The 19,752-nt window shown below is 65.4% G+C and carries 19 protein-coding genes and 1 pseudogene; 9 read left to right on the forward strand and 11 right to left on the reverse strand.

Going from position 1 to position 19,752, the window contains the following annotated elements; translation table 11 throughout:
• Positions 1 to 22 precede the first annotated feature (22 nt).
• From ACOYW6_RS02120 to ACOYW6_RS02140, 5 genes are all read left to right on the forward strand, one after another.
• The gene (locus ACOYW6_RS02120) at positions 23 to 1,048 is read left to right on the forward strand and encodes an aspartate-semialdehyde dehydrogenase (protein WP_423143038.1); all 1,026 of its coding nucleotides are present in this window, start codon (positions 23 to 25) and stop codon (positions 1,046 to 1,048) included.
• A 73-nt stretch (positions 1,049 to 1,121) separates the two neighbouring features.
• Positions 1,122 to 1,658 carry a hypothetical protein gene (locus ACOYW6_RS02125; RefSeq protein WP_423142181.1) on the forward strand — a complete coding sequence of 179 codons (537 nt, stop codon included), beginning with the start codon at positions 1,122 to 1,124 and terminating at the stop codon, positions 1,656 to 1,658.
• 127 nt (positions 1,659 to 1,785) lie between these two features.
• Complete coding sequence (locus tag ACOYW6_RS02130) at positions 1,786 to 2,139, forward strand: GFA family protein (protein ID WP_423142182.1); 354 nt, start codon at positions 1,786 to 1,788, stop codon at positions 2,137 to 2,139.
• A complete protein-coding gene (locus ACOYW6_RS02135) occupies positions 2,136 to 2,882 on the forward strand; it encodes an alpha/beta fold hydrolase (RefSeq protein WP_423142183.1) in 747 nt (248 codons plus the stop codon). The genes ACOYW6_RS02130 and ACOYW6_RS02135 overlap by 4 nt, the downstream gene beginning before the upstream one ends.
• Before the next feature lie 62 nt (positions 2,883 to 2,944).
• Positions 2,945 to 4,789, forward strand: a complete 1,845-nt coding sequence (locus ACOYW6_RS02140; RefSeq protein ID WP_423142184.1) for a M2 family metallopeptidase — start codon at positions 2,945 to 2,947, stop codon at positions 4,787 to 4,789.
• A 34-nt stretch (positions 4,790 to 4,823) separates the two neighbouring features.
• Here the strand turns inward: ACOYW6_RS02140 and ACOYW6_RS02145 are convergent, their stop codons facing one another.
• The 6 genes from ACOYW6_RS02145 to rpsF all read right to left on the reverse strand — a co-directional run bounded on the left by ACOYW6_RS02145 (position 4,824) and on the right by rpsF (position 9,654).
• Positions 4,824 to 6,257, reverse strand: a complete 1,434-nt coding sequence (locus tag ACOYW6_RS02145) for an AMP nucleosidase (protein ID WP_423142185.1) — start codon at positions 6,255 to 6,257, stop codon at positions 4,824 to 4,826.
• A gap of 63 nt (positions 6,258 to 6,320) precedes the next feature.
• Complete coding sequence (locus tag ACOYW6_RS02150) at positions 6,321 to 7,610, reverse strand: amidohydrolase family protein (protein WP_423142186.1); 1,290 nt, start codon at positions 7,608 to 7,610, stop codon at positions 6,321 to 6,323.
• An 83-nt stretch (positions 7,611 to 7,693) separates the two neighbouring features.
• Complete coding sequence (locus ACOYW6_RS02155) at positions 7,694 to 8,332, reverse strand: YoaK family protein (protein WP_423142187.1); 639 nt, start codon at positions 8,330 to 8,332, stop codon at positions 7,694 to 7,696.
• Between the two features lie 107 nt (positions 8,333 to 8,439).
• Positions 8,440 to 9,051 carry a 50S ribosomal protein L9 gene (gene rplI, locus ACOYW6_RS02160; RefSeq protein ID WP_423142188.1) on the reverse strand — a complete coding sequence of 204 codons (612 nt, stop codon included), beginning with the start codon at positions 9,049 to 9,051 and terminating at the stop codon, positions 8,440 to 8,442.
• A 13-nt stretch (positions 9,052 to 9,064) separates the two neighbouring features.
• A complete protein-coding gene (gene rpsR, locus ACOYW6_RS02165) occupies positions 9,065 to 9,289 on the reverse strand; it encodes a 30S ribosomal protein S18 (protein ID WP_423142189.1) in 225 nt (74 codons plus the stop codon).
• Between the two features lie 2 nt (positions 9,290 to 9,291).
• A complete protein-coding gene (gene rpsF / locus ACOYW6_RS02170; protein WP_423142190.1) occupies positions 9,292 to 9,654 on the reverse strand; it encodes a 30S ribosomal protein S6 in 363 nt (120 codons plus the stop codon).
• A 212-nt stretch (positions 9,655 to 9,866) separates the two neighbouring features.
• Here rpsF and ACOYW6_RS02175 point away from each other — a divergent pair, with 212 nt between their 5' ends.
• Positions 9,867 to 10,814 carry a DUF808 domain-containing protein gene (locus ACOYW6_RS02175; protein ID WP_423142191.1) on the forward strand — a complete coding sequence of 316 codons (948 nt, stop codon included), beginning with the start codon at positions 9,867 to 9,869 and terminating at the stop codon, positions 10,812 to 10,814.
• Between the two features lie 169 nt (positions 10,815 to 10,983).
• On the opposite strand, the pseudogene ACOYW6_RS02180 reads toward ACOYW6_RS02175, so the two are convergent.
• Positions 10,984 to 11,532 (reverse strand): annotated as a pseudogene (locus ACOYW6_RS02180) (LemA family protein); the annotation flags it as partial.
• An 89-nt stretch (positions 11,533 to 11,621) separates the two neighbouring features.
• Positions 11,622 to 13,586 (reverse strand): transglycosylase domain-containing protein, encoded by a 1,965-nt coding sequence (locus ACOYW6_RS02185; protein ID WP_423142192.1) that lies wholly within the window; start codon positions 13,584 to 13,586, stop codon positions 11,622 to 11,624.
• A gap of 216 nt (positions 13,587 to 13,802) precedes the next feature.
• On the opposite strand from ACOYW6_RS02185, the gene ACOYW6_RS02190 reads away from it, so the two are divergent.
• A complete protein-coding gene (locus ACOYW6_RS02190; RefSeq protein WP_423143039.1) occupies positions 13,803 to 16,100 on the forward strand; it encodes a putative bifunctional diguanylate cyclase/phosphodiesterase in 2,298 nt (765 codons plus the stop codon).
• 15 nt (positions 16,101 to 16,115) lie between these two features.
• Here the strand turns inward: ACOYW6_RS02190 and ACOYW6_RS02195 are convergent, their stop codons facing one another.
• The 3 genes from ACOYW6_RS02195 to ACOYW6_RS02205 are packed head-to-tail and all read right to left on the reverse strand — an operon-like array spanning position 16,116 to position 17,577.
• Entirely contained in the window at positions 16,116 to 16,469 is a 354-nt protein-coding gene (locus tag ACOYW6_RS02195; RefSeq protein ID WP_423142193.1) for a DUF3147 family protein, read from the reverse strand.
• 4 nt (positions 16,470 to 16,473) lie between these two features.
• Positions 16,474 to 16,953, reverse strand: coding sequence for a peroxiredoxin (locus tag ACOYW6_RS02200; protein ID WP_423142194.1), 480 nt, complete (start codon positions 16,951 to 16,953; stop codon positions 16,474 to 16,476).
• A gap of 60 nt (positions 16,954 to 17,013) precedes the next feature.
• Positions 17,014 to 17,577, reverse strand: coding sequence for a DUF922 domain-containing protein (locus ACOYW6_RS02205; RefSeq protein ID WP_423142195.1), 564 nt, complete (start codon positions 17,575 to 17,577; stop codon positions 17,014 to 17,016).
• Between the two features lie 154 nt (positions 17,578 to 17,731).
• Here ACOYW6_RS02205 and ACOYW6_RS02210 point away from each other — a divergent pair, with 154 nt between their 5' ends.
• Positions 17,732 to 18,208 carry an S-adenosyl-L-homocysteine hydrolase gene (locus ACOYW6_RS02210; RefSeq protein ID WP_423142196.1) on the forward strand — a complete coding sequence of 159 codons (477 nt, stop codon included), beginning with the start codon at positions 17,732 to 17,734 and terminating at the stop codon, positions 18,206 to 18,208.
• A gap of 118 nt (positions 18,209 to 18,326) precedes the next feature.
• Positions 18,327 to 19,721, forward strand: coding sequence for an adenosylhomocysteinase (gene ahcY, locus ACOYW6_RS02215; RefSeq protein ID WP_423142197.1), 1,395 nt, complete (start codon positions 18,327 to 18,329; stop codon positions 19,719 to 19,721).
• Positions 19,722 to 19,752: the final 31 nt, after the last annotated feature.

Here is a 19,752-nt window from a genome sequence, read left to right on the forward strand (position 1 = left end):
CGTAAGGCAAGAGGTGAGCAGCATGGGTTACCGGGTGGCAGTGGTCGGCGCGACGGGCAATGTCGGGCGCGAGATGCTCAACATCCTGGCGGAGCGCGCCTTCCCGATCGACGAGATCGCGGCGGTCGCCTCGGCCCGCTCAACCGGGCTCGAGGTCGAGTTCGGGGAAAGCGGCCGCACGCTCAAGTGCCACAACCTCGAACACTTCGATTTCGCCGGCTGGGACATCGCGCTGTTCGCCGCCGGTTCCGGACCGGCCAAGGACTATGCGCCCAAGGCGGCGGCTGCCGGCTGCGTGGTGATCGACAATTCCTCGCTTTACCGCATGGACCCGGACGTGCCGCTGGTCGTCCCCGAAGTGAACCCCGATGCGATCGACGGGTACACGCGCAAGAACATCATCGCCAACCCCAACTGCTCGACCGCGCAGCTGGTCGTCGCATTGAAGCCGCTCCACGACGCGGCCACGATCGAGCGCGTCGTGGTGGCGACGTACCAGTCGGTTTCCGGAGCCGGCAAGGACGGCATGGACGAGCTGTTCGAGCAGAGCCGCAACATCTTCGTCGGCGATCCGGCCGTGCCCAGGAAGTTCACCAAGCAGATCGCCTTCAACGTCATCCCCCACATTGACGTGTTCCTGGACGATGGTTCGACCAAGGAAGAGTGGAAGATGGTGGTCGAAACCAAGAAGATTCTCGATCCCAGGATCAAGGTCCACGCTACCTGCGTGCGCGTGCCGGTGTTCGTCGGCCACTCCGAAGCGGTCAATATCCAGCTGCGCGACGAGCTGTCGGCCGAAGCCGCGCAGAACATCCTGCGCGAGGCGCCCGGCATCATGCTGATCGATAAGCGCGAGGACGGCGGCTACGTCACCCCCGTAGAATGCGTCGGCGATTACGCCACGTTCGTGTCCCGCGTGCGCGAGGACCCGACGATCGAGAATGGCCTGTCGCTGTGGTGCGTGTCCGACAACTTGCGCAAAGGCGCCGCGCTGAACGCGGTGCAGATCGCGGAGCTATTGGGGCGGCGGCATCTGAAGAAGGGGTGAGGTGGCCGCTCGTCAGCACATTGATCATTGAAGTGGTCGTTGACGCGGTCCAGCGACGCAGTATCATTTCCGCATGTCACGGCAAGAAATTGGTCTCGCTGCTCTGGCCAGCGTAATTCTCGTGACCTTTTGGCCTTGGCTGGGAAACCCGTTTAACTATCTCTATCTTCGAGATAGCGTTCGCACATCAATTCCCGTCGCCATGGTGTTGGGAGAACCTTGCACCACTGTTAAGGGTGATGTGACTTATTACGACCGTAGCTCTAGATGTTATCGTTTCGATGAGCCTAAGCGGTACCAAGGCATCTGGCTTTACGAATTTGAAGGCTCCGCATTTTTTGAGGGTGCGACCACGGCCCCAAGAAAGCGCCCTTCGTACGGCTCTACTGTTTGGCTCATGTATGATCCTGTCAATATCGACCCGAAACTAGACTACGACAGCTACGACAAACTGCGGGATTGCTATCCCGCCCATGCCTTTGAGGTCGAATTTATCGGATCAAGAAGTCCGGAAGGCCACGGACATCTCGGCGTTTTTGGGTCTGAAATTTGGGTGCAGAGAATGTTGTCAGCTAAGCCTATTCCTGCTCCCGACTGCAAGACATACTAGAGGCCGCCGTGGTCCAGTCTGGTAGCTAGCTTCAATGAAAATCGTTATGACCGGCGGCTGCCAGTGCGGCCGCATTCGTTACACCGCTATCGTTGAAGGCCCCGACGCCTATTAGTGCCATTGAAAGATGTGCCGAAAGGCGACCGGCGGGATCGCGGCGGCGTTTGTGCAGCTGCAGCGTGAGGTTATCGCGTGGGAGCGAGAGCCGGATTGGTATCACAGCTCTCCGATCGCGCGGCGCGGGTTTTGCAGCGCTTGCGGGACGCCGCTGGCGTTCGATTTTCTTAATCCGGGCAAGGATATGGACGTGACGCTGGGCAGTTTCGACGATGCGGCGTTCTTTCGCCCGATCCTTCACGCCGGGGCCGAAAGCGCAGTCGATGCCTGGCTCGATACCAGGGATTTGCCGCGCCACTATTCGGCCCAGACCGAGATCGTCGCCAGCCGCTGGCGCGCGGCGGGGCAGGAGGCGCCCGAATGAGTGCGGAATTCTACGAGGGGTTCGGCGGCGCGAGGCTGGCCTTGCATCGGCTGGGTGCGGGACGGCCGGTGATCATGCTGCACGGCCTGTTCTCCGACGCGACCGTCAACTGGATCAAGTTCGGCCACGCCGCCAAGCTTGCCGCCGCCGGGTTCGAATGCCTGATGCCCGACTTGCGCGCTCACGGCGCCAGCGCGAAGTCGCACGATCCGGCCGACTATCCGCATGACGTTCTGGCCACGGATCTTGAGGCGCTGGTCGCCCATCTTGGGCTGACCGATTTCGACCTCGTCGGCTTCTCGCTCGGTTCGCGCACGGCGGCGCGCGGGGTGATCGGCGGGCTGAAACCGGCCAAGCTGGTGCTGGCGGGTATGGGGCTGGAAGGTCTGGCGGGCTGGGCACGGCGCAAGGACTTTTTCCTCGACGTGATTGACCGATTTGGCACAATTCGTCCTGGCGATGATGCTTATATGGCACAGCAATTTATGAAGACGATGAAGATCGACGGCGCGGCGGCGCGGCTACTTCTTGAGTCGATGGCGGACACCGCACCGGAAGACCTTGCCGCGATCACGATGCGCACGCTGGTGCTGTGTGGCAGCGACGATCGCGACAACGGCGATCCCAACGCGCTTGTCGCCGCGCTGCCAAATGCAGTGCTGGCCGAAGGGCCGGGAACGCACATGGGAAGCGTGGCGCAAGGCGCGCTGGGCGACGAACTGGTGCGCTTCCTGCAGGGTTGACCCCGGCACCCCCATTTGCAAGCTTGCCCGCAACAGCAATAATCTGACCCGAGGGCGCAACCATGAAGAGCATTTTCCTTATTGCCTCGTCGGCAGTGGCGCTGTGCGCCAGTCCGGCTCTCGCCCAAAGCGTGACTTCGCCGTCTGCGGCGGCTGTGGCTGCTCCGGCGCCGACCGTGGCCGATGCCAAGGCCTTCGTCTCGACCGCCGAGGCAGCCTACAACAAGGCGACGATCGAGGCGTCTCAGGCGGAGTGGGTCTACGAAACCTACATCACCCCCGATACCGAGGCGTTGACCGCGCGGGCCGAGGCGGCGAGCACCTCGCTCAACGTCGCCAACGCGATCGCCGCGGCGCCGTTCGCCGCGCTGCCGGGGCTGGACTACGACACCACTCGCAAGCTCAACCGCATGCGGACGCTGATCACGCTGCCGGCGCCGACCCGCCCCGGGGCTGCTGAGGAAGTCGCCACCCTCAAGGCGCGCATCCAGGGGATGTACGGCAAGGGGCAGGGCACGCTGAACGGCAAACCGATCAACGGCAGCGACATCGAGGCGGCGATGGGAACCGACCGCAACCCGGCCGAGCTGGCAGAGATGTGGACCAGCTGGCACGACAACGTCGGCAAGCCGATGAAGGCCGATTACGCCAAGCTGACCGCACTTTCGAATCAGGGGGCGGTGGGCCTGGGTTATGCCGACACCGGCGCCCTGTGGCGCTCCAACTACGACATGACGCCCGAGCAGTTCTCCGCCCTGACGGAGAAGCTGTGGACCGAAGTGAAGCCGCTTTACGACAGTCTGCACACCTATGTGCGGACGCGGCTCAGCCAGAAGTACGGCGCCGGCGTGCAGCCCGCCAACGGCCCGATCCGGGCTGACCTGCTGGGCAACATGTGGGCGCAGGAATGGGGCAACATCTATGACCTGGTGGCCCCGCCGGGCGCCGGCGACGTCGGCTACGACCTGACCGAGCTGCTCAAGGCCAAGCAGTACGATCCCCACAAGATGGTCAAGGCGGGCGAGGGCTTCTTCACCTCGCTCGGCTTTGCGCCGCTGCCGCAGACGTTCTGGGAGCGCAGCCAGTTCACCAAGCCGGCCGACCGCGAGGTGGTCTGCCACGCCAGCGCCTGGGACATCGACAACGTCGACGACCTGCGGGTGAAGATGTGCCTGAAGGTCAACGGCGATGACTTCGTTACTGTCCATCACGAACTGGGACACAACTTCTACCAGCGTGCCTACAACAAGCAGGATCCGTTATACCTCGACGGCGCCAACGACGGCTTCCACGAGGCGATCGGCGACGCCATCGCGCTGTCGATCACGCCCGAGTACCTGGTCCAGATCGGCCTTCTGGACCGATCGAAGGTGCCCGATACCAGCAAGGACACCGGCCTGCTGCTGCGCCAGGCACTGGACAAGGTTGCCTTCCTGCCGTTCGGCCTGCTGATCGACCGCTATCGCTGGCAAATCTTCTCGGGCGAGATCAAGCCCGAGGGTTATCAGCAGGCGTGGGACGCGATGCGGCTGAAGTACCAGGGCGTGGTGCCGCCCAGCGCCCGGCCCGCCGACGCTTTCGATCCTGGCGCGAAGTATCACATCCCGGCAGTCGTCCCTTACACGCGTTACTTCCTGGCGCGCATCCTGCAGTTCCAGTTCTACGAAGCCGCTTGCAAGGCCGCTGGATGGAAGGGGCCGCTGCATCGCTGCAGCTTCTACGGCAACAAGGCGGTGGGCGAAAAGCTGAACGCCATGCTGGCGATGGGCGCGTCCAAGCCCTGGCCCGATGCCTTGCAGGCCTTCACCGGCAGCCGCGAGATGAGCGGCGGCGCCATGATGCGCTATTTCGCACCGCTCAAGAAGTGGCTCGATCAGCAGAACAAGGGCAAGCAGGCAGGCTGGTAACGAGGATCGGGCGGAGCGCGGCTCCGCCCGTCGCTTACCGGAAGGGCGGTTCGTTGAAGGCGCGCAGCTTGCGGCTGTGCAGCCTCGCGCCCTGTTCACGCAGCAGGTCGCACGTGGTCGTGCCGATGGCGAGGTGGCTGGAGATCGCCTCTTCGTAAAAGCGGTTGGCCTGGCCGGGCAGCTTGATCTCGCCGTGGAGCGGCTTGTCCGAGACGCACAGGAGCGTTCCGTACGGAACCCGGAAGCGATAGCCCTGTGCCGCGATGGTGGCTGATTCCATGTCGATGCCAACCGCACGGCTGAGTGACAGCCGCATCGCCGACTGGGTATATCGCAGCTCCCAGTTACGATCGTCGGTCGTGACGACGGTCCCCGTGCGCATCCGCTTTTTCAGGTTCGCGCCCGTATCGCCGCTGACCACTTCCGCGGCGGCGGCGAGCGCCACCTGGACTTCAGCGATTGCGGGGATGGGGATTTCCGGCGGCAGCACCGGGTCGAGCACGTGATCGTCACGCAGATAGGCGTGAGCCAGCACGTAGTCGCCGATACGCTGGGTGTCGCGCAGGCCGCCGCAGTGGCCGATCATTAGCCAGGCTTCGGGACGCAGCACGGCCAGGTGGTCGCAGATCGTCTTGGCGTTGGACGGGCCGACGCCGATATTGACCAGCGTGATGCCGGCCCCGTCTTCGCGGATGAGGTGGTATGCGGGCATCTGGTGGCGACGCCACGCGGTGTCCGACAAGCGCGCGCGGGCGTTATCGGTTGCCGTGTCCAGGTAAAGCCCACCCGCGCCCGACAGCGCGACATAGCCGTTCTTGCCCAATTGCTTTCCGGCCCAGTCAACGAATTCGTCGACGTAGCGGTGATAGTTGGTGAACAGCACGAACTGCTGGCAATGCTCCACCTGCGTGCCCGTGTAGTGCGCCAGCCGCGCCAGGCTGAAATCGGTGCGCAGCCCGTCGAACAGCGCCAGCGGGATCGGCGCGGAGGGATCGGACAAGTCGATGCCGTCGGCCAGCTCGTCGCCGATCATGGCCAGCTCGGTCGACGGGAAGTGGCGCGCCATGTCGCTGGGGCTGAGGCCGCCCAAACCGGAGCTGGCGTCGATCACGTAAGGAAAGGGAATTTCCTGGGCCGAGGCGCCAACCTCGATCTCGATCTCGTAATCGTCGGCCAGAAGCTCGAGCTGCTCGGACAGGTAGCGGCGGAACAGCGCTGGACGCGTGATCGTGGTGGCATAAATCCCGGCGTCCGACAGCCGCCCGAAGGCTCGCGCCAGGTCGGGGCGGCTTTCGCGCCCGCCATAGGTCACGCGCAGTTCCGGATAACACCAGGCGCGGCTGGTACGCCGATCCGTAGGGGGAAGGGTGCCATTCGCGGCGAAGGCGTCGATATCGGCGCGCAGGGTGGCGATGGCGGTGTCATAAACGCGGACCAATTCCGCGATGATCGTTTCTATGTTCTGCATCGCGGGCCGATAGCGCGCGCGCGCGACAAATTCAATTTGCCTCTCACCCGGAACCTTCTGCCCTCAGTGCGCAGCCTTGAAGACGAGCTCGCCTCCCTTGATCACCGCGACCGGATGTTCGAGCAGCCGAACATCGGCCGACGGATCACCTGCGACTGCCACGATGTCCCCATAGTGACCTGGAGCGAGCGAGCCTACGTCGGCTTCACGGCCCAGCGCCTGCGCGGCGTTTGTTGTGGCGGTGCGGATAGCCTCGGTCGGGGTCATGCCCCATTCGACCTGCTTGGCGAACTGCAGCGCGTTCTGGCCGGCGGGAAAGACGCCGCCGTTATCGGTCCCGAATATCATCTTGACCCCGGCGGCGTGCGCGGCACGAAAGGTCTGGCGCTGCTTCAATCCGATCTGGCGCTCTTTCTCCAGGCTTTCGGCGTACATGCCGTTCTTCGCGCCTTCCGCCAGGATGTAATCGTCGTCGTAAATGTCCATCGAGAACCAGGCGCCCTTGTCCTTGGCGAGCTTGAACGAGGTGGCGTCGGCCAGGCTGGCATGCTCGATCGTATCGACCCCTGCGCGCAGCGCGTCGTTGATGCCCTCGGTCCCGTGCGCGTGGGCCGCGACCTTGAGGCCGAGCCGGTGCGCTTCGTCCACCACGGCGGTCATTTCGGCCAGGGTCATCTGCTGCGCGCCGGGCGAATCGGTGCGGGACATTACGCCTCCGGTGGCGCAGATCTTGATCACTTGCGCGCCGTAGCGTTTCTGCACGCGGACGAGCTTGCGAAACTCTTCGGGGCTGTCGGCTACGGACGGATTGGGCAGGCTGGCAAAGCTGGGGGGCAAGCCTTCGAGCCCGTCGCAGTGGCCGGCGGTCGATCCCAGGGCATAGCCCGAGGGCACGATCCGCGGGCCGACGACGTACCCTCCATCGATCCCCTGCTGCAGGGCGACGTCGGCGTAATCGCCGCTGCCGACGTTGCGCACGGTCGTGAACCCGGCTTCCAGCATCTTCTTGACGTTCGAAACGCCCACCACGGTCCAGAACGCGTCGGTGTACTGCAGCGCCCGGTCGCCGCGGATCGTGGCATCGGATGCGACGTGGACGTGCATGTCGATCAAGCCGGGCAGAATCGTGGCATCGCCCAGGTCGATGCGCCGTGCGCCGCCGGGTATGGCCGGCCGCGCGCCGCCCTGCGTCACCAGCGACACGACGCGCCCGTCAGTGATGATGACGACTGGATCGGCGAGGGTGCGACCACTGGCGGGATCGAACATCCGCGCCGCCGTGACGACCGCGGTGTCGGCCAGAACCGGTGTGGACAGCATGAGCGCGACGGTCCCCAACATCACCTTGCGCATCGTACCCGACCCCTGATTTCGAACGTGTGCGGCAGTCTGCAAGGCCGCTGGGAAAAACGCAATCGGCGCGCGGCAGTGTTCGTTCACTTCGACGCGACCGACAGCGCAACGGCCGCCAGCGCGACTGCGAACAGCGCGATGCTCCACAGGGCCAATTCCGGGGACCAAAGGTAAGTCAGCGCCCCGCCGACACCGCCGAACACCAGCGACAGCCACAGCAGCAGGTATGGCGGCCAGTCGTTGCCGCCGACGCCGCGGATCCGGTCGGCCAACCGGTGGCCCAGGCGAACGAGCGTCCCGGTCATGTAAGTCACCCCGATCGACACGTCGCCATCGCGGCGGAAAATCGCGTTGGCGCCCCCCATGGCCAGGCACAGGCAGGCGACGGACGCTCGTGGCGCGCCGGCGCTGCCGACAGCGGCCGCCATGATCAGTAGCGCGGCAACGAGCACCGACGCGGCCACCTTGCGCGGAAAACTGCGGACTCGCTCGCTGACCAGCACTGTCAGGACAACGCCTGCGACGAACAGTGCGACTAACGTCGCTGCGGCCAGGGCAAATCGGGAATTTCGCGCGATCCCAACCGCCAGCCGGGTCGAATTGCCGGTCATGAACGAAACGAACAGTCCGCCCGACTTCAGGAAGCCGGCCGCGTCCACCGCGCCGGCAAGCGCGGCGTAACCGAAAGCCAGTTTCCGCGTCTGGCGCTCATGCCTGTGCATCGCGCCGGTCTAGCAGACGACGACGCGATTGCTGCGTCCAAATGCGGGCCAACGAAAAAGGGCGCCGATTGCTCGGCGCCCCGTTCCGGTATTCGTCCGACGAACCCTCAGGCTTCGGTGTCGCCCTCGGCCGGCGTCTCGTCGTCGGAGACTTCGGCGGTGGCGCCGGGTTCGGCGTTGGGATCGTACGCCTCGGTGAAGCCGGAAGGCACGTTGGCCTCCTCGAACATCGCCGCCATGACGTCGACGCCTTCGGCCTGGAGGTTGGCTTCGTCGGGCGAGCGCGCGACGTTGACCTTGACGGTGACCGAGACCTCGGGGTGAAGCGAGACCTTCACGTCGTAGATGCCGATGGTCTTGATCGGGCGTTCCAGCACGATCATCGCCTTCGTCACCTTGGCGCCGTCTTCGTTCAGAGCATCGACGATGTCGCGGACCGAGACCGAGCCGTAAAGCTGGCCCGAGTTCGACGCGGCGCGGATGAGGACGACGGTCTTGCCGTCGACGTCACCGGTCTGCGCCTCGGCGGCCTTGCGGCGATCGGCGTTGTCGGCCTCGATCTTGGCGCGGTTGGCTTCGAAAACCTTCTTGTTGGCAGCGTTGGCGCGCAGCGCCTTCTTGCCGGGCAGAAGGAAGTTGCGGGCGTAGCCGTCCTTGACCGAGACGACGTCGCCGATCGAGCCGAGCTTCTCGATACGCTCGAGGAGGATGATATCCATGGGGTAGTCCTCCTTACTTCACGAGGTACGGCAGGAGGCCGATCTGGCGCGCACGCTTGATCGCCTTGCCGAGCTCGCGCTGCTTCTTGCCGGAAACGGCGGTGATGCGGCTGGGCACGATCTTGCCACGCTCGGACATGAAGCCCTGGAGCAGGCGCGTGTCCTTGTAATCGATGACGGGCGCGTTCTTGCCCGAGAACGGGCACGACTTGCGGCGACGGAAAAACGGACGGGCCATTATCAGAACTCCTCGCGGTCGCGGCGGCGGCTGCGGTCGCGCTCGTTCTTGCGCATCTGCACCGAGGGGCCGGCTTCATGCTCGTCGACGCGGACGGTCATGTAACGAATGACGTCCTCGTTGATGGCGGTCTGGCGCTCCAGCTCGGCGACGACGCCGGCGGGAGCCTCGATGTTGAGAAGAACGAAGTGCGCCTTGCGGTTGCGCTTGATCTTGTAGGCGAGGCTCTTGAGGCCCCAGGTCTCGGTCTTGGTGACCTTGCCTTCGCCACTTTCGACGATTTCCGTCGCAGTGGCAGCCAGGGCATCGACCTGCGCCTGGCTGAGATCCTGGCGAGCCAGGAACACGTGCTCATAAAGCGGCACGGCAGCTTCCTTTCATCTATACCGATCGCTGACGCATCGCGGCGAATCCGCGCTGGCCCCTCCGGCTTTCTTTAAGATCGCGCCCGGCAGGACCGTGGCGCGAAGCGGCGGCCCTTAACGCAATGGCACGCAAAGGCAACCCCGAAAGCCGCTTGCGCGGGACTTCCCTATGCTGTTGAGCCGCACGAACGCATCACGAGGTTCCCGCCGCAATGCCCACAGGCCTGGTTGCCCTTCTGGACGACGTTTCCGTCATCGCCCGCGCCGCCGCGGCCTCGCTCGACGATGTCGGCGCGGCGGCGGGCAAGGCTGGCGCCAAGGCGGCCGGCGTGGTGGTCGACGATACGGCGGTGACGCCGACCTATCTTACATCCTTCACGCCCGACCGCGAACTGCCGGTCGTGTGGAAGATTGCGCGGGGCAGCCTGTTCAACAAGCTGGTGATCCTTTTGCCGCTGGCAATCGCGCTCAGTTACTTTCTGCCCTCTGCAATCCCAGTGCTGCTGATCGGCGGCGGCCTCTACCTGTCGTTCGAAGGTGCCGAAAAGGTCATCGAGGCATTGACGGGCGAGCATCACGGCGAAACCCTGGCCGATGACATCGGTGACACGGCGGCCTTTGAAAAGGCGCGCGTATCCAGCGCGATCCGCACCGACCTGATCCTGTCGGCTGAAATCATGGCGATCGCGCTGGGCTCCATCCCCGAAGTGCCGCTGGTGCAGCAGGCGATCGTGTTGGCGCTGGTCGGTATCGGCATCACCGCGCTGGTCTATGGCGTGGTCGCGCTGATCGTGAAAATGGACGACATGGGCCTTGCCCTGGCGCGGCGGCCCAGCGCGGCGGCCAAGGCCATCGGCGCAGGCATGGTCAGGGCGATGCCCGCGCTGCTGTCTGCCATTTCCACCATTGGCACCGCTGCAATGCTCTGGGTGGGCGGCAGTATAGTGCTGCACCAACTCGCGAAGCTTGGGGTCGAGGGCCCCGAACATATGGCGGAGGACATCGCCCATGCCATCGGCACCTCGGCGCCGCCGCTGGCGGGCGCGCTCGAATGGGTGGCTTATGCGGGCCTGTCGGCGATCGCCGCGTTCATGCTGGGCACGGTGATCGACCGCGTGATCCACCATGCGAAAAAGCGCCGGACCGCGGGCCGCGTCTAGCAAGCTTTGGCGCCGTCATGATTGGCTGCGGGCGTGATCGGCACCGCCGTGCCCATTTTGGCGGCTCAGCCGACTACATCCCGATGCGGACAGGTTCTGCCAACGCCTCGCGCCGGTCGCCAAGCGTGAACGCGTCAGAGCCGCTCAGCCTGGCGAAGCGCGCAACCAAGTTGCTCGGGAACGCGCGGCTTTCAACGTAGAGTTCCTCGACCGACAGGTTGTAGGACTTGCGCGCAGCGGTGACCTTTTCCTCGATCTCGGTCAAAGCGCGGCGCAGTTCGCGCAGGTGCGGCGACGTTTCGAGGTCGGGATAGGCCTCGGTGAACGAGAACAGGTTCATCAGCGTCTCGCCGAGTTGGTGCTCGGCCTCCAGCCGCGTCTGGATGAGCGACTTGAGCGCCCTGCTGTGCGCCTGCGTTACCTCGGTCAGGACAACGTGTTCGTGCCCGACATAACCCTTCACCGTCTCTACCAGGTTGGGAATGACCGCGTGGCGTTCCGCCAGCAAGGCGTCGATTTCACCAAGGGCGGCCCTGCAGCGTTCGTCGAGATGCGCGAGCAGCGCCTGCTGGTCCCGCAGGCGGATGAACGCCCACCAGGTCACCGACACCGGCGCTGAAAGCCACCAAATGCCTGGCGAGAAGCTGGTGGCACTGACCGCAAAGTCGAACAGGCCGGTCTTCGCGACGAAGGACCACAGCGGTGTCGTCATCGTCATTGGCTGCCCCCTCAAGGCGAATGCCAGGGTATGGTAAGCGCCGAGGATTATCAAAAGGTTGCGGTCGGCAAAGCCAGGGCGTGGGCGGCTCAGTCGCGGTGTTTGCGCTTTTTGCGGTGCCGCCGCGGTTCGGACGTGGCGCCCCCGTTGGCGACGCTCTCCGGAGTGGGCAGATAGCGCGCTGCGCCTGCGGCTTCGGTGGCGTAACGCTCAACCGTGCGGGCATCGGGGACATAGCGCTGCACCACGGGGGCGAGGCCGGCGGCCAGGCGCTCGAAACCGGCGTAGATGTCCGCGAACGTCACTTCGCTGCCGGCATTGTCGGCTTGCCGTCCGGGCTCTGGCGGATCGTACGGCAGCTTGGCGGCGCCCAGCGGCACCCCGGTCATGAAGGCGCGCCAGATCTCGGCGGGCAAGTGTCCACCGCTCGACCCCGGCAGCGGCTTGTTGTCATCGCGCCCGACCCAGACCAGGGTTACGAGGTCGCCCGCAAAGCCCACGAACAACGCGTCACGGCCATCCTGACTGGTTCCGGTCTTGCCGTAAGTCGGCTGCGACAGGGCAGCACGGCGGCCGGTGCCCTCGTTGGCGGCGTGCCACAGCAGGTCGAGCATCGGGGTCCATTCGCGGCCCTGCACAAGCGCCGCCGGCGGGATAACGTCCTGATTTGTCAAACCGTGCGGCACCACCGGATACCGTCCGCCGGCGAACGCGGCATAAGCGCCTGCAAGCTCCGTCAGCGACAGGGACGCGGTGCCCAATGCCACGGTCGGGTCATCGTCCTTGAGTTCGGCATGGATGCCGAGGTCGCTGGCCGCCTTGATCACGGCGCGGCGCCCGGCCGCCTCGCTGACGCGCACGGCCGCGGTGTTGCTGGAGCGGGCGAAGGCATCGCGCAGCGTCATCTCGCCCCTGAAAGCGCCCGAGGCATTGCGCGGGCTCCAGCCGTCGACCTCCACCGGGGCATCGAGGACCATGTCGTCCGGCCCGCGCCCTGAACGGAAGGCGGCAAGATAATCGAACAGCTTGAAAGTCGATCCCGGCTGCCGGCGGGCGCGGATCGCGCGGTTGAAGGCGCCCGGCTGCCATTGCTTGCCACCGACGAGCGCCACCACCTGCCCGTTTGGCCGCATCGCGATGAGCGCCACTTCGGCGCTGCCCAGCGGGGCGCGAGCGACGACCTGCTCCGCACGTTTCTGCAAGGCCGGTTCCAGCGTCGTCTGGACCCGGCCCTCGTGTCCGGCATCGAGCTGGCCGGCTACCCAGTCCGCAAACCAGCCGGCGCGGTCGCTGTTGGGGTCGGCGTGGACGCGCAGGCGGGGCGGCCGCGCCTGCATCGCCTGCGAGGCGGTAATGAAGCCTGCGTCAGCCATCGCGTTCAGCACCACCCGCATGCGGGCGCTGGCTGCCGGCAGGTCGCTCGTGGGGGCGAGCCGCGACGGTGCCTTGACCAGTCCGGCCAGCATCGCCGCCTCGGGCAGGGTGAGCTGCGCCGGTGTCTTGCTGAAGTAATGCCGCGATGCCGCGACCAGCCCCCAGGACTGGTCGCCGAAATAGGCGTGTTGCAGATAGCGGGCCAGGATCTCGTCCTTGCCGAGCCAGGTCTCGGCCCAGTCGGCCAGAAACAATTCCTTGATCTTGCGGGTAAAGGTGCGGTCCTGGCTTAGGTAGGCGTTCTTGACGTACTGCTGCGTCAACGTGGAACCGCCGGCGGTGACATGGCCGGCGCGGGCATTGTCCCACACGGCGCGGGCAATGCCGCGATAGTCGATCGCGCCGTGGCTGTAGAACCGGCGGTCCTCGATCGCGAGAAAGGCATCGCGCACCTGGCCTGGCAGCGTCTTGACGTCGACGTCCTCGGGCGCATGGGGGCCGCGGTGCGCGAAGACGCTGCCGTCGGCGGCGACCAGATCGAAACCTGAGGCGCGCTGCACTTCGTCCATGCGCCAGGGCGGTGCGGTCCACGTCTGCCAGGCCAGCACCGCAACGCACAGCGCCAGCACCGCCAGGACCAGCTTCGGCCACCGGGCGATACGGCGAATGATTGCGGACATGCGCGAGAAGCTGGCGGCCATCGATTCCAGGCGATACCCCGCGGGAATAGCGGTCTCCGCCGCTCTGCAGCGCGGCGTCGGCGCGGTCAAGGACGGGCGCGCCAAGCACCCGCGAACGAAGGGATTTTTACGCCCTGCTAACCCTTCCGGCCTAAGGCGACGGGTGTGAAGCCCTTCCGTTCTCCCTCAGCCGCCTTGCCGCGCGACTTTCCCGCCATGGCCGTGCTGGCCTTGTCCGAACCGGCCGAGGGTGACTGGCCGCGCCTGCGCGGCTTGCAATATGCCAACCTGGCCGAAGCCTGGCGTCAGCGTTTGCTGGTTCATTCGCTGGCTGCGTTGCTGGCAGCTTTCGCGGCCCTGGGGGAAGTGCATCTGGCGCTGATCGGCGGTTGGCTGGCCGCGGTCGGTTTCGTCATTTCGCGCGGCTTGCGGGCCGCGTGGCTGATGCGCGGGGTGGAGCGCCGGCGCGTCGCGCGGTCCGAGACTGTCGGCCATGCCCGCGTGGCCATGGCGATGGCGGCTGCGTGGATCGCGCCTTTCGCAATCGCGCCGGTCACCAGCCTCGCGCTGGTCAGCGTGTTCTGGGCAGTCGGGGCCCTGTTGGTCACCACCGCCGCGGCGCTGGTGCCGGGAGTGCCAATCGCTACCGTGCTACTGGCGTTGTCCCTGGGCGCCGGCGGGGCCTTTGCATTCACCTGGCACGGTGCCTGGATCCTGGCGTTGGTAGCGATGCTGTTTTCCGGTGTGACGGTGTTTGGCGCGCTGGAAGCGGCACGCAATTTCCTGCGCAGCGGCATCGCGGCCTCCGCCGCGGCCGAAAAGGATGAGGTGGTCTCGCTGCTCCTGCGCGAGTTCGAGGAAGGTGACGCCGACTGGCTGTGGCAGGTCGATTCGAACCGCCGCTTGTGCCAGGTCTCGCCGCGATTGGCGTTTGCGCTGGGGATGCCGCCGGCCGAGATCGACGGAATGTCACTCATACAACAGATCGCCGGGCCCGATTGGGATACCGGTCGTTTCGATCCCAGCCTTCATGTGCTGGCCGACAAGCTCAAGAACCGTGAAGCCTTTGCCGACCTGCTAGTGCGCGTGACCGCTGCCGGCGAGCAGCGCTGGTGGGAATTGTCGGGTACCCCGAAGTACGACGAGGACGGGCAGTTCCAGGGCTTTCGCGGCGTCGGTTCGGATGTCACGACCCAGCGCGAGAGTTCCGACAAGATTGCCTGGATGGCGCGCTACGATCCGCTGACCCAGCTGCCCAACCGCGTCATGGTGACCGAATCGATGGCCGAGGCGCTGACTGCCGCCAAGCAGTGGCGCGGCCGCTGCGCATTCCTGATGATCGACCTCGACCGTTTCAAGGCGGTCAACGATACGCTTGGCCACATGGTCGGCGACCGACTGCTGGGCGAAGTCTCGGCCCGGCTCAAGGCCGTGGTGGGCGATAGGGAAACGTGCGGCCGGCTCGGCGGTGACGAGTTCGCCATCGTCATTCGCGACGCTAGCGATATCGGCCACGTCGCGCGCGTGGCCGACCACGCCATCGCGGCGCTGTCGCGCCCTTACGAGATCGACAATCACACGCTTTACATTGGCGCCAGCGTGGGTTCCGCGCTCGGTCCGCGCGACGGCGACACGGTCGAGACGCTCATGCGCAACGCCGACCTGGCGCTCTACCGGTCGAAGGACGAGGGCGGCGGCCGGCACAAGTTCTACGAGCCTTCGCTGCATCAGCAGGCCGAGGAGCGGCGAAAGCTGGAGGTGTCGCTGCGGACCGCTCTGGAACGGGGCGAATTCCAGCTCGCCTATCAGCCGGTCGTCGATGCGACGCGCGAAGGGGTGGTCAGTTTCGAGGCACTGCTGCGCTGGAACAGCCCGGAGCATGGCTTCATCAGCCCGGTGAAGTTCATTCCCCTGGCCGAGGATACCCGCCTTATCGTGCCGATCGGCGACTGGGTCCTGCGCGAGGCTTGCCGCGAGGCGATGCGCTGGCCGGATGATGTTAAGGTCGCGGTCAACGTCTCGGGCGAGCAACTGCTCGACAGCGGGTTCATCCCAAGCGTTGTCGGCGCGCTGGCGGCAACCGGGCTGACCGCCAGTCGCCTGGAGATCGAGGTCACCGAATCGATCTTCGTGCGCGATGCTACCACCGCGCGCGCCGCGCTTGAGCAGATCATGGCACTAGGCTGCGGAATTGCGCTCGACGATTTCGGGACCGGCTATTCGTCGCTCGGGTACATCCGCAACCTGCGGTTCTCGACCATCAAGGTCGATCGCAGCTTCGTGCAGGGCGCCGCGGTCGGCAACGCCGAGAGCCTGGCGATTATCCGCGCGGTCGTGGCGATGGCCGACAGCCTCGACATGAGCACGACTGCCGAGGGGGTCGAGACGGAGAAGGAGCTGGCAATGGTTCGCGAGCTCGGCTGCAAGAAAATACAGGGCTACTTCTTCGGCCGTCCGATGCCTGCGACGGAAGCGCGGGCACTGTTCCGCGCGCCAGCGCGCCAAGCGGGCTGAACGGCTCCGTCAGCGTCAGACCGGCCAGCCGAAGCGGCGACCGGCTATCATCAGTAGCCCGTAGCCAGCCATCGCCACGCCGCACCCGAGCGCCAGCGCGGGCACGAATCCAATGCGGCGAAACGCGAGGGCGAGCACCGCGAACGCGGGCAGGGCGGCGGTTACATAGAGCGCGGTCCCGGCAGCGAAATCGGCGAGGCGCGCTGGATCGTGCGTGTCGCGCCAAAGCCATGTCAGCGCCAGGAGGGTCGTCAGCGGCAACGACGCCACAAGCCCGCCCCAGCCAGGGCTGCGACGGGCAATCTCGGAGGCGGCGGCGACCAGCACGCCCGAAACGAGCGCCTTGGCCGCCAGCTGGCCCCACATCACCGGATCAGAGCTGTTCGAGCATATGCTCGGCGCTGGAAACGTTGAAGTCGCCCGGCGCCTCGACATTGAGCTGCTCTACCACGCCGTCGTTGACGACCATCGAGAAGCGCTTGGCGCGCTTGCCCATGCCGAAACCCGACATGTCGGCGGAGAGCCCGATCGCGTCGGCGAACTCGCCGTTGCCATCGGCCAGCATCGTGATCGCGTCGGCATCGGCCGACTTGCCCCAGGCGTTCATCACGAACGCATCGTTGACCGAGGTGGCAACGATCTCATCGATGCCCTTTGCCTTCAACTCGTCGGCCTTTTCGACGAAGCCGGGCAGGTGCTTGGCCGAGCACGTGGGGGTGAAGGCACCCGGAACGGCAAAGACGGCAACGCGCTTGCCCTTGAAAAAATCGCTCGCCTGCACAGCCTCGGGCCCGCCGTCGGTCGCCTTGACCAGTTTTACGTCGGGAAGCTTGTCGCCAACCTTGATCGTCATAATCGAAGTCCTTCCTGGAATGTCTGCGCCGATATAGGCGCCGGCATCCCGGCAGCAAGCTCACGGACGCGGAAATATCGCCCCGGTCTTGCGCCCGTGCGCGGTGGCATCGTCATAAGCGACCTGACTGGCGCCGGCCTGCTCGATGACCGCGCGCGCATGTTCGCGCGCGGCGCCGCAGTCCCACTCCAAAGGCGCGGCGAAAGTGGCGGGCACGGCATAGGCGCGGGCAAGGTGGCCGGCCTCATGTTCCTCGAGCGCGGTGACATAGCTGTTCCAGCCGGCCATCTGGTTCTTCCTCAGCCGCGTCTCGGCGGCAAGGCGGGGGAAGATAACCTGCGTCTCGACATGGACGCGGACTTCACACGTGCCGCTGCCGCCGGGGCGAACGGCCACGCCGAAACGCCATGTCGTAAGCGCGTCGTGCCGCTCGCCCGAAGAGGACGTGGGCCGCGCGGCGTTCATCGCCCGGCGGATCTCTGCATCGCTCGTCCCGGTGACGTCGTAATAGACGATCGCAGCGTCCGGGAAGTCGGCGAAGCGGTGCGGCTGGTCCTGTGCCGGGGCGGGCAGGGCGGCGACTGGAAAGGCAGCGACAAGCGCGGCCGTTAAAAGGCGTTTCATGCCGCAATGCTATGCCCGCATGCGCGACGCGGCAAGCGAAGAGGCCACCATCGATGGTAAATTTCGCTTTACTGCAACGGTTTAAATTCGGGTAAACGCGGCCTGTCATTCTCTCTCCTGCAGGACGGGGGTCCTGCCTGAAGGGGGACTAACGATGACTGCTCACCGGGTCGCAGCCGCACTGGCTGCCGTATCGATGCTTGCCGCCACGCCGGCGCAAGCCGCCACCAGTTCGCAGGCGGAAGGCTTGCGCCGCCTGGACATCATGCTCATGGTCACCGGCCTGCGCTGCCGTACCACGGCCGACAACTTTCAGGCCGATTACGGGCGCTTCACCACCAAGCATTATCCCGAACTCCAGGCCGCTGCGCTGACCATGAAGGCTGACTTTGCCAAGCGATACGGAGCCGCCGGCGCCAACCGCGCACTCGACAAGCTGAGCGTGCAGATGGCCAACGAATACGGCCAGGGCCATCCCTGGCTCGACTGCTCGCAGCTCAAGCAGGTGACCCGCGGTCTGGCGACGTCGGAGGGGTCCGCGGCTTTGGTCGATGCATCGCGCAAGCTGCTCCAGCGCAGCGGTTCTCCCCAAATGGCGCTGGCCGCGCTGGCTCGCCCGAACCGCATATAAAGGATTCTTTATATTTGCCTCGCGAGGGGCAATTGGCTAAGGGCGGCGCCATTGCGGCGTCGCCCTTTGGCATTTTTCGGGCGACTGCTTTTTCATTTACCGTCAGGAGAATTCCGCCGTGGCCAGTGCCCCCGATCATGTCGTTGCCGACCTTTCCCTCGCCGAGTTCGGCCGCCGCGAAATCGACATCGCGGAAACCGAGATGCCGGGCCTGATGGCCCTGCGCGAGGAATTCGGTGCTTCGCAGCCTTTGAAGGGCGCACGCATCACCGGCTCGCTGCACATGACGATCCAGACTGCTGTTCTGATCGAAACGCTGACCGCGCTGGGCGCCGAAGTGCGCTGGGCGACCTGCAACATCTACTCGACCCAGGATCACGCCGCCGCCGCGATCGCGGCCACCGGCGTGCCGGTTTTCGCGATCAAGGGTGAAAGCCTGGCCGACTATTGGGATTACGTCGGCAAGATTTTCGACTGGGGCGATACGACTGCCAACATGATCCTCGACGATGGCGGCGACGCCACGATGTTCGCCCTGTGGGGCGCGCGGGTCGAAGCGGGCGAGGAACTGTTCGAGCCTGGCAATGCTGAAGAGATCGAGTTCGTCCGCGCGCTCAAGGCGTATCTGGCCGCGAAGCCCGGCTACCTGACCGAAAGCGTCAAGAACATCCGCGGCGTCTCGGAAGAGACCACCACCGGCGTCCACCGCCTTTACCAGATCGCCAAGGACGGCAAGCTGCCGTTCCCGGCGATCAACGTGAACGACAGCGTCACCAAGTCGAAGTTCGACAACCTCTACGGCTGCAAGGAATCGCTGGTCGATGCGATCCGCCGCGCCACCGACGTGATGCTGGCCGGCAAGGTCGCCTGCGTCGCCGGGTTCGGCGATGTGGGCAAGGGCAGCGCCGCCTCGCTCCGCAACGGCGGCGCCCGTGTCATGGTAACCGAAGTTGACCCGATCTGCGCGCTGCAGGCGGCGATGGAAGGCTACGAAGTCGTGACCATGGAAGAAGCCGTGCAGCGCTGCGACATCTTCTGCACAGCCACCGGCAACGAGGACGTCATCACCGCCGAGCACATGAAGGCGATGAAGCCGATGAGCATCGTCTGCAACATCGGCCACTTCGACAGCGAGATCCAGATTGCCGCGCTCGACAACTACAAGTGGACCGAAGTGAAGCCGGGCACCGACCTGGTCGAGTTCCCCGACGGCAAGCAGATCATCATCCTGGCCAAGGGGCGCCTGGTGAACCTGGGCTGCGCCACCGGCCACCCCAGCTTCGTCATGAGCAGCAGCTTCACCAACCAGACGCTGGCGCAGATCGAGCTGTTCACCAAGGCCGACGAATACAAGAACGACGTTTACGTGCTGCCCAAGCACCTCGACGAGAAGGTCGCCGCGCTCCACCTGGAGAAGCTCGGTGTCCACTTGACCACGCTGTCCAAGAAGCAGGCCGACTACATCGGCGTGCCGCAGCAGGGTCCGTTCAAGCCCGATCACTACCGTTATTGATCCGACACCGATTGTCTTCCGCTCCGCCGCC

The sequence above is a fragment of the Parablastomonas sp. CN1-191 genome (genome assembly GCF_049354825.1).
Lineage (GTDB): Bacteria > Pseudomonadota > Alphaproteobacteria > Sphingomonadales > Sphingomonadaceae > Novosphingobium.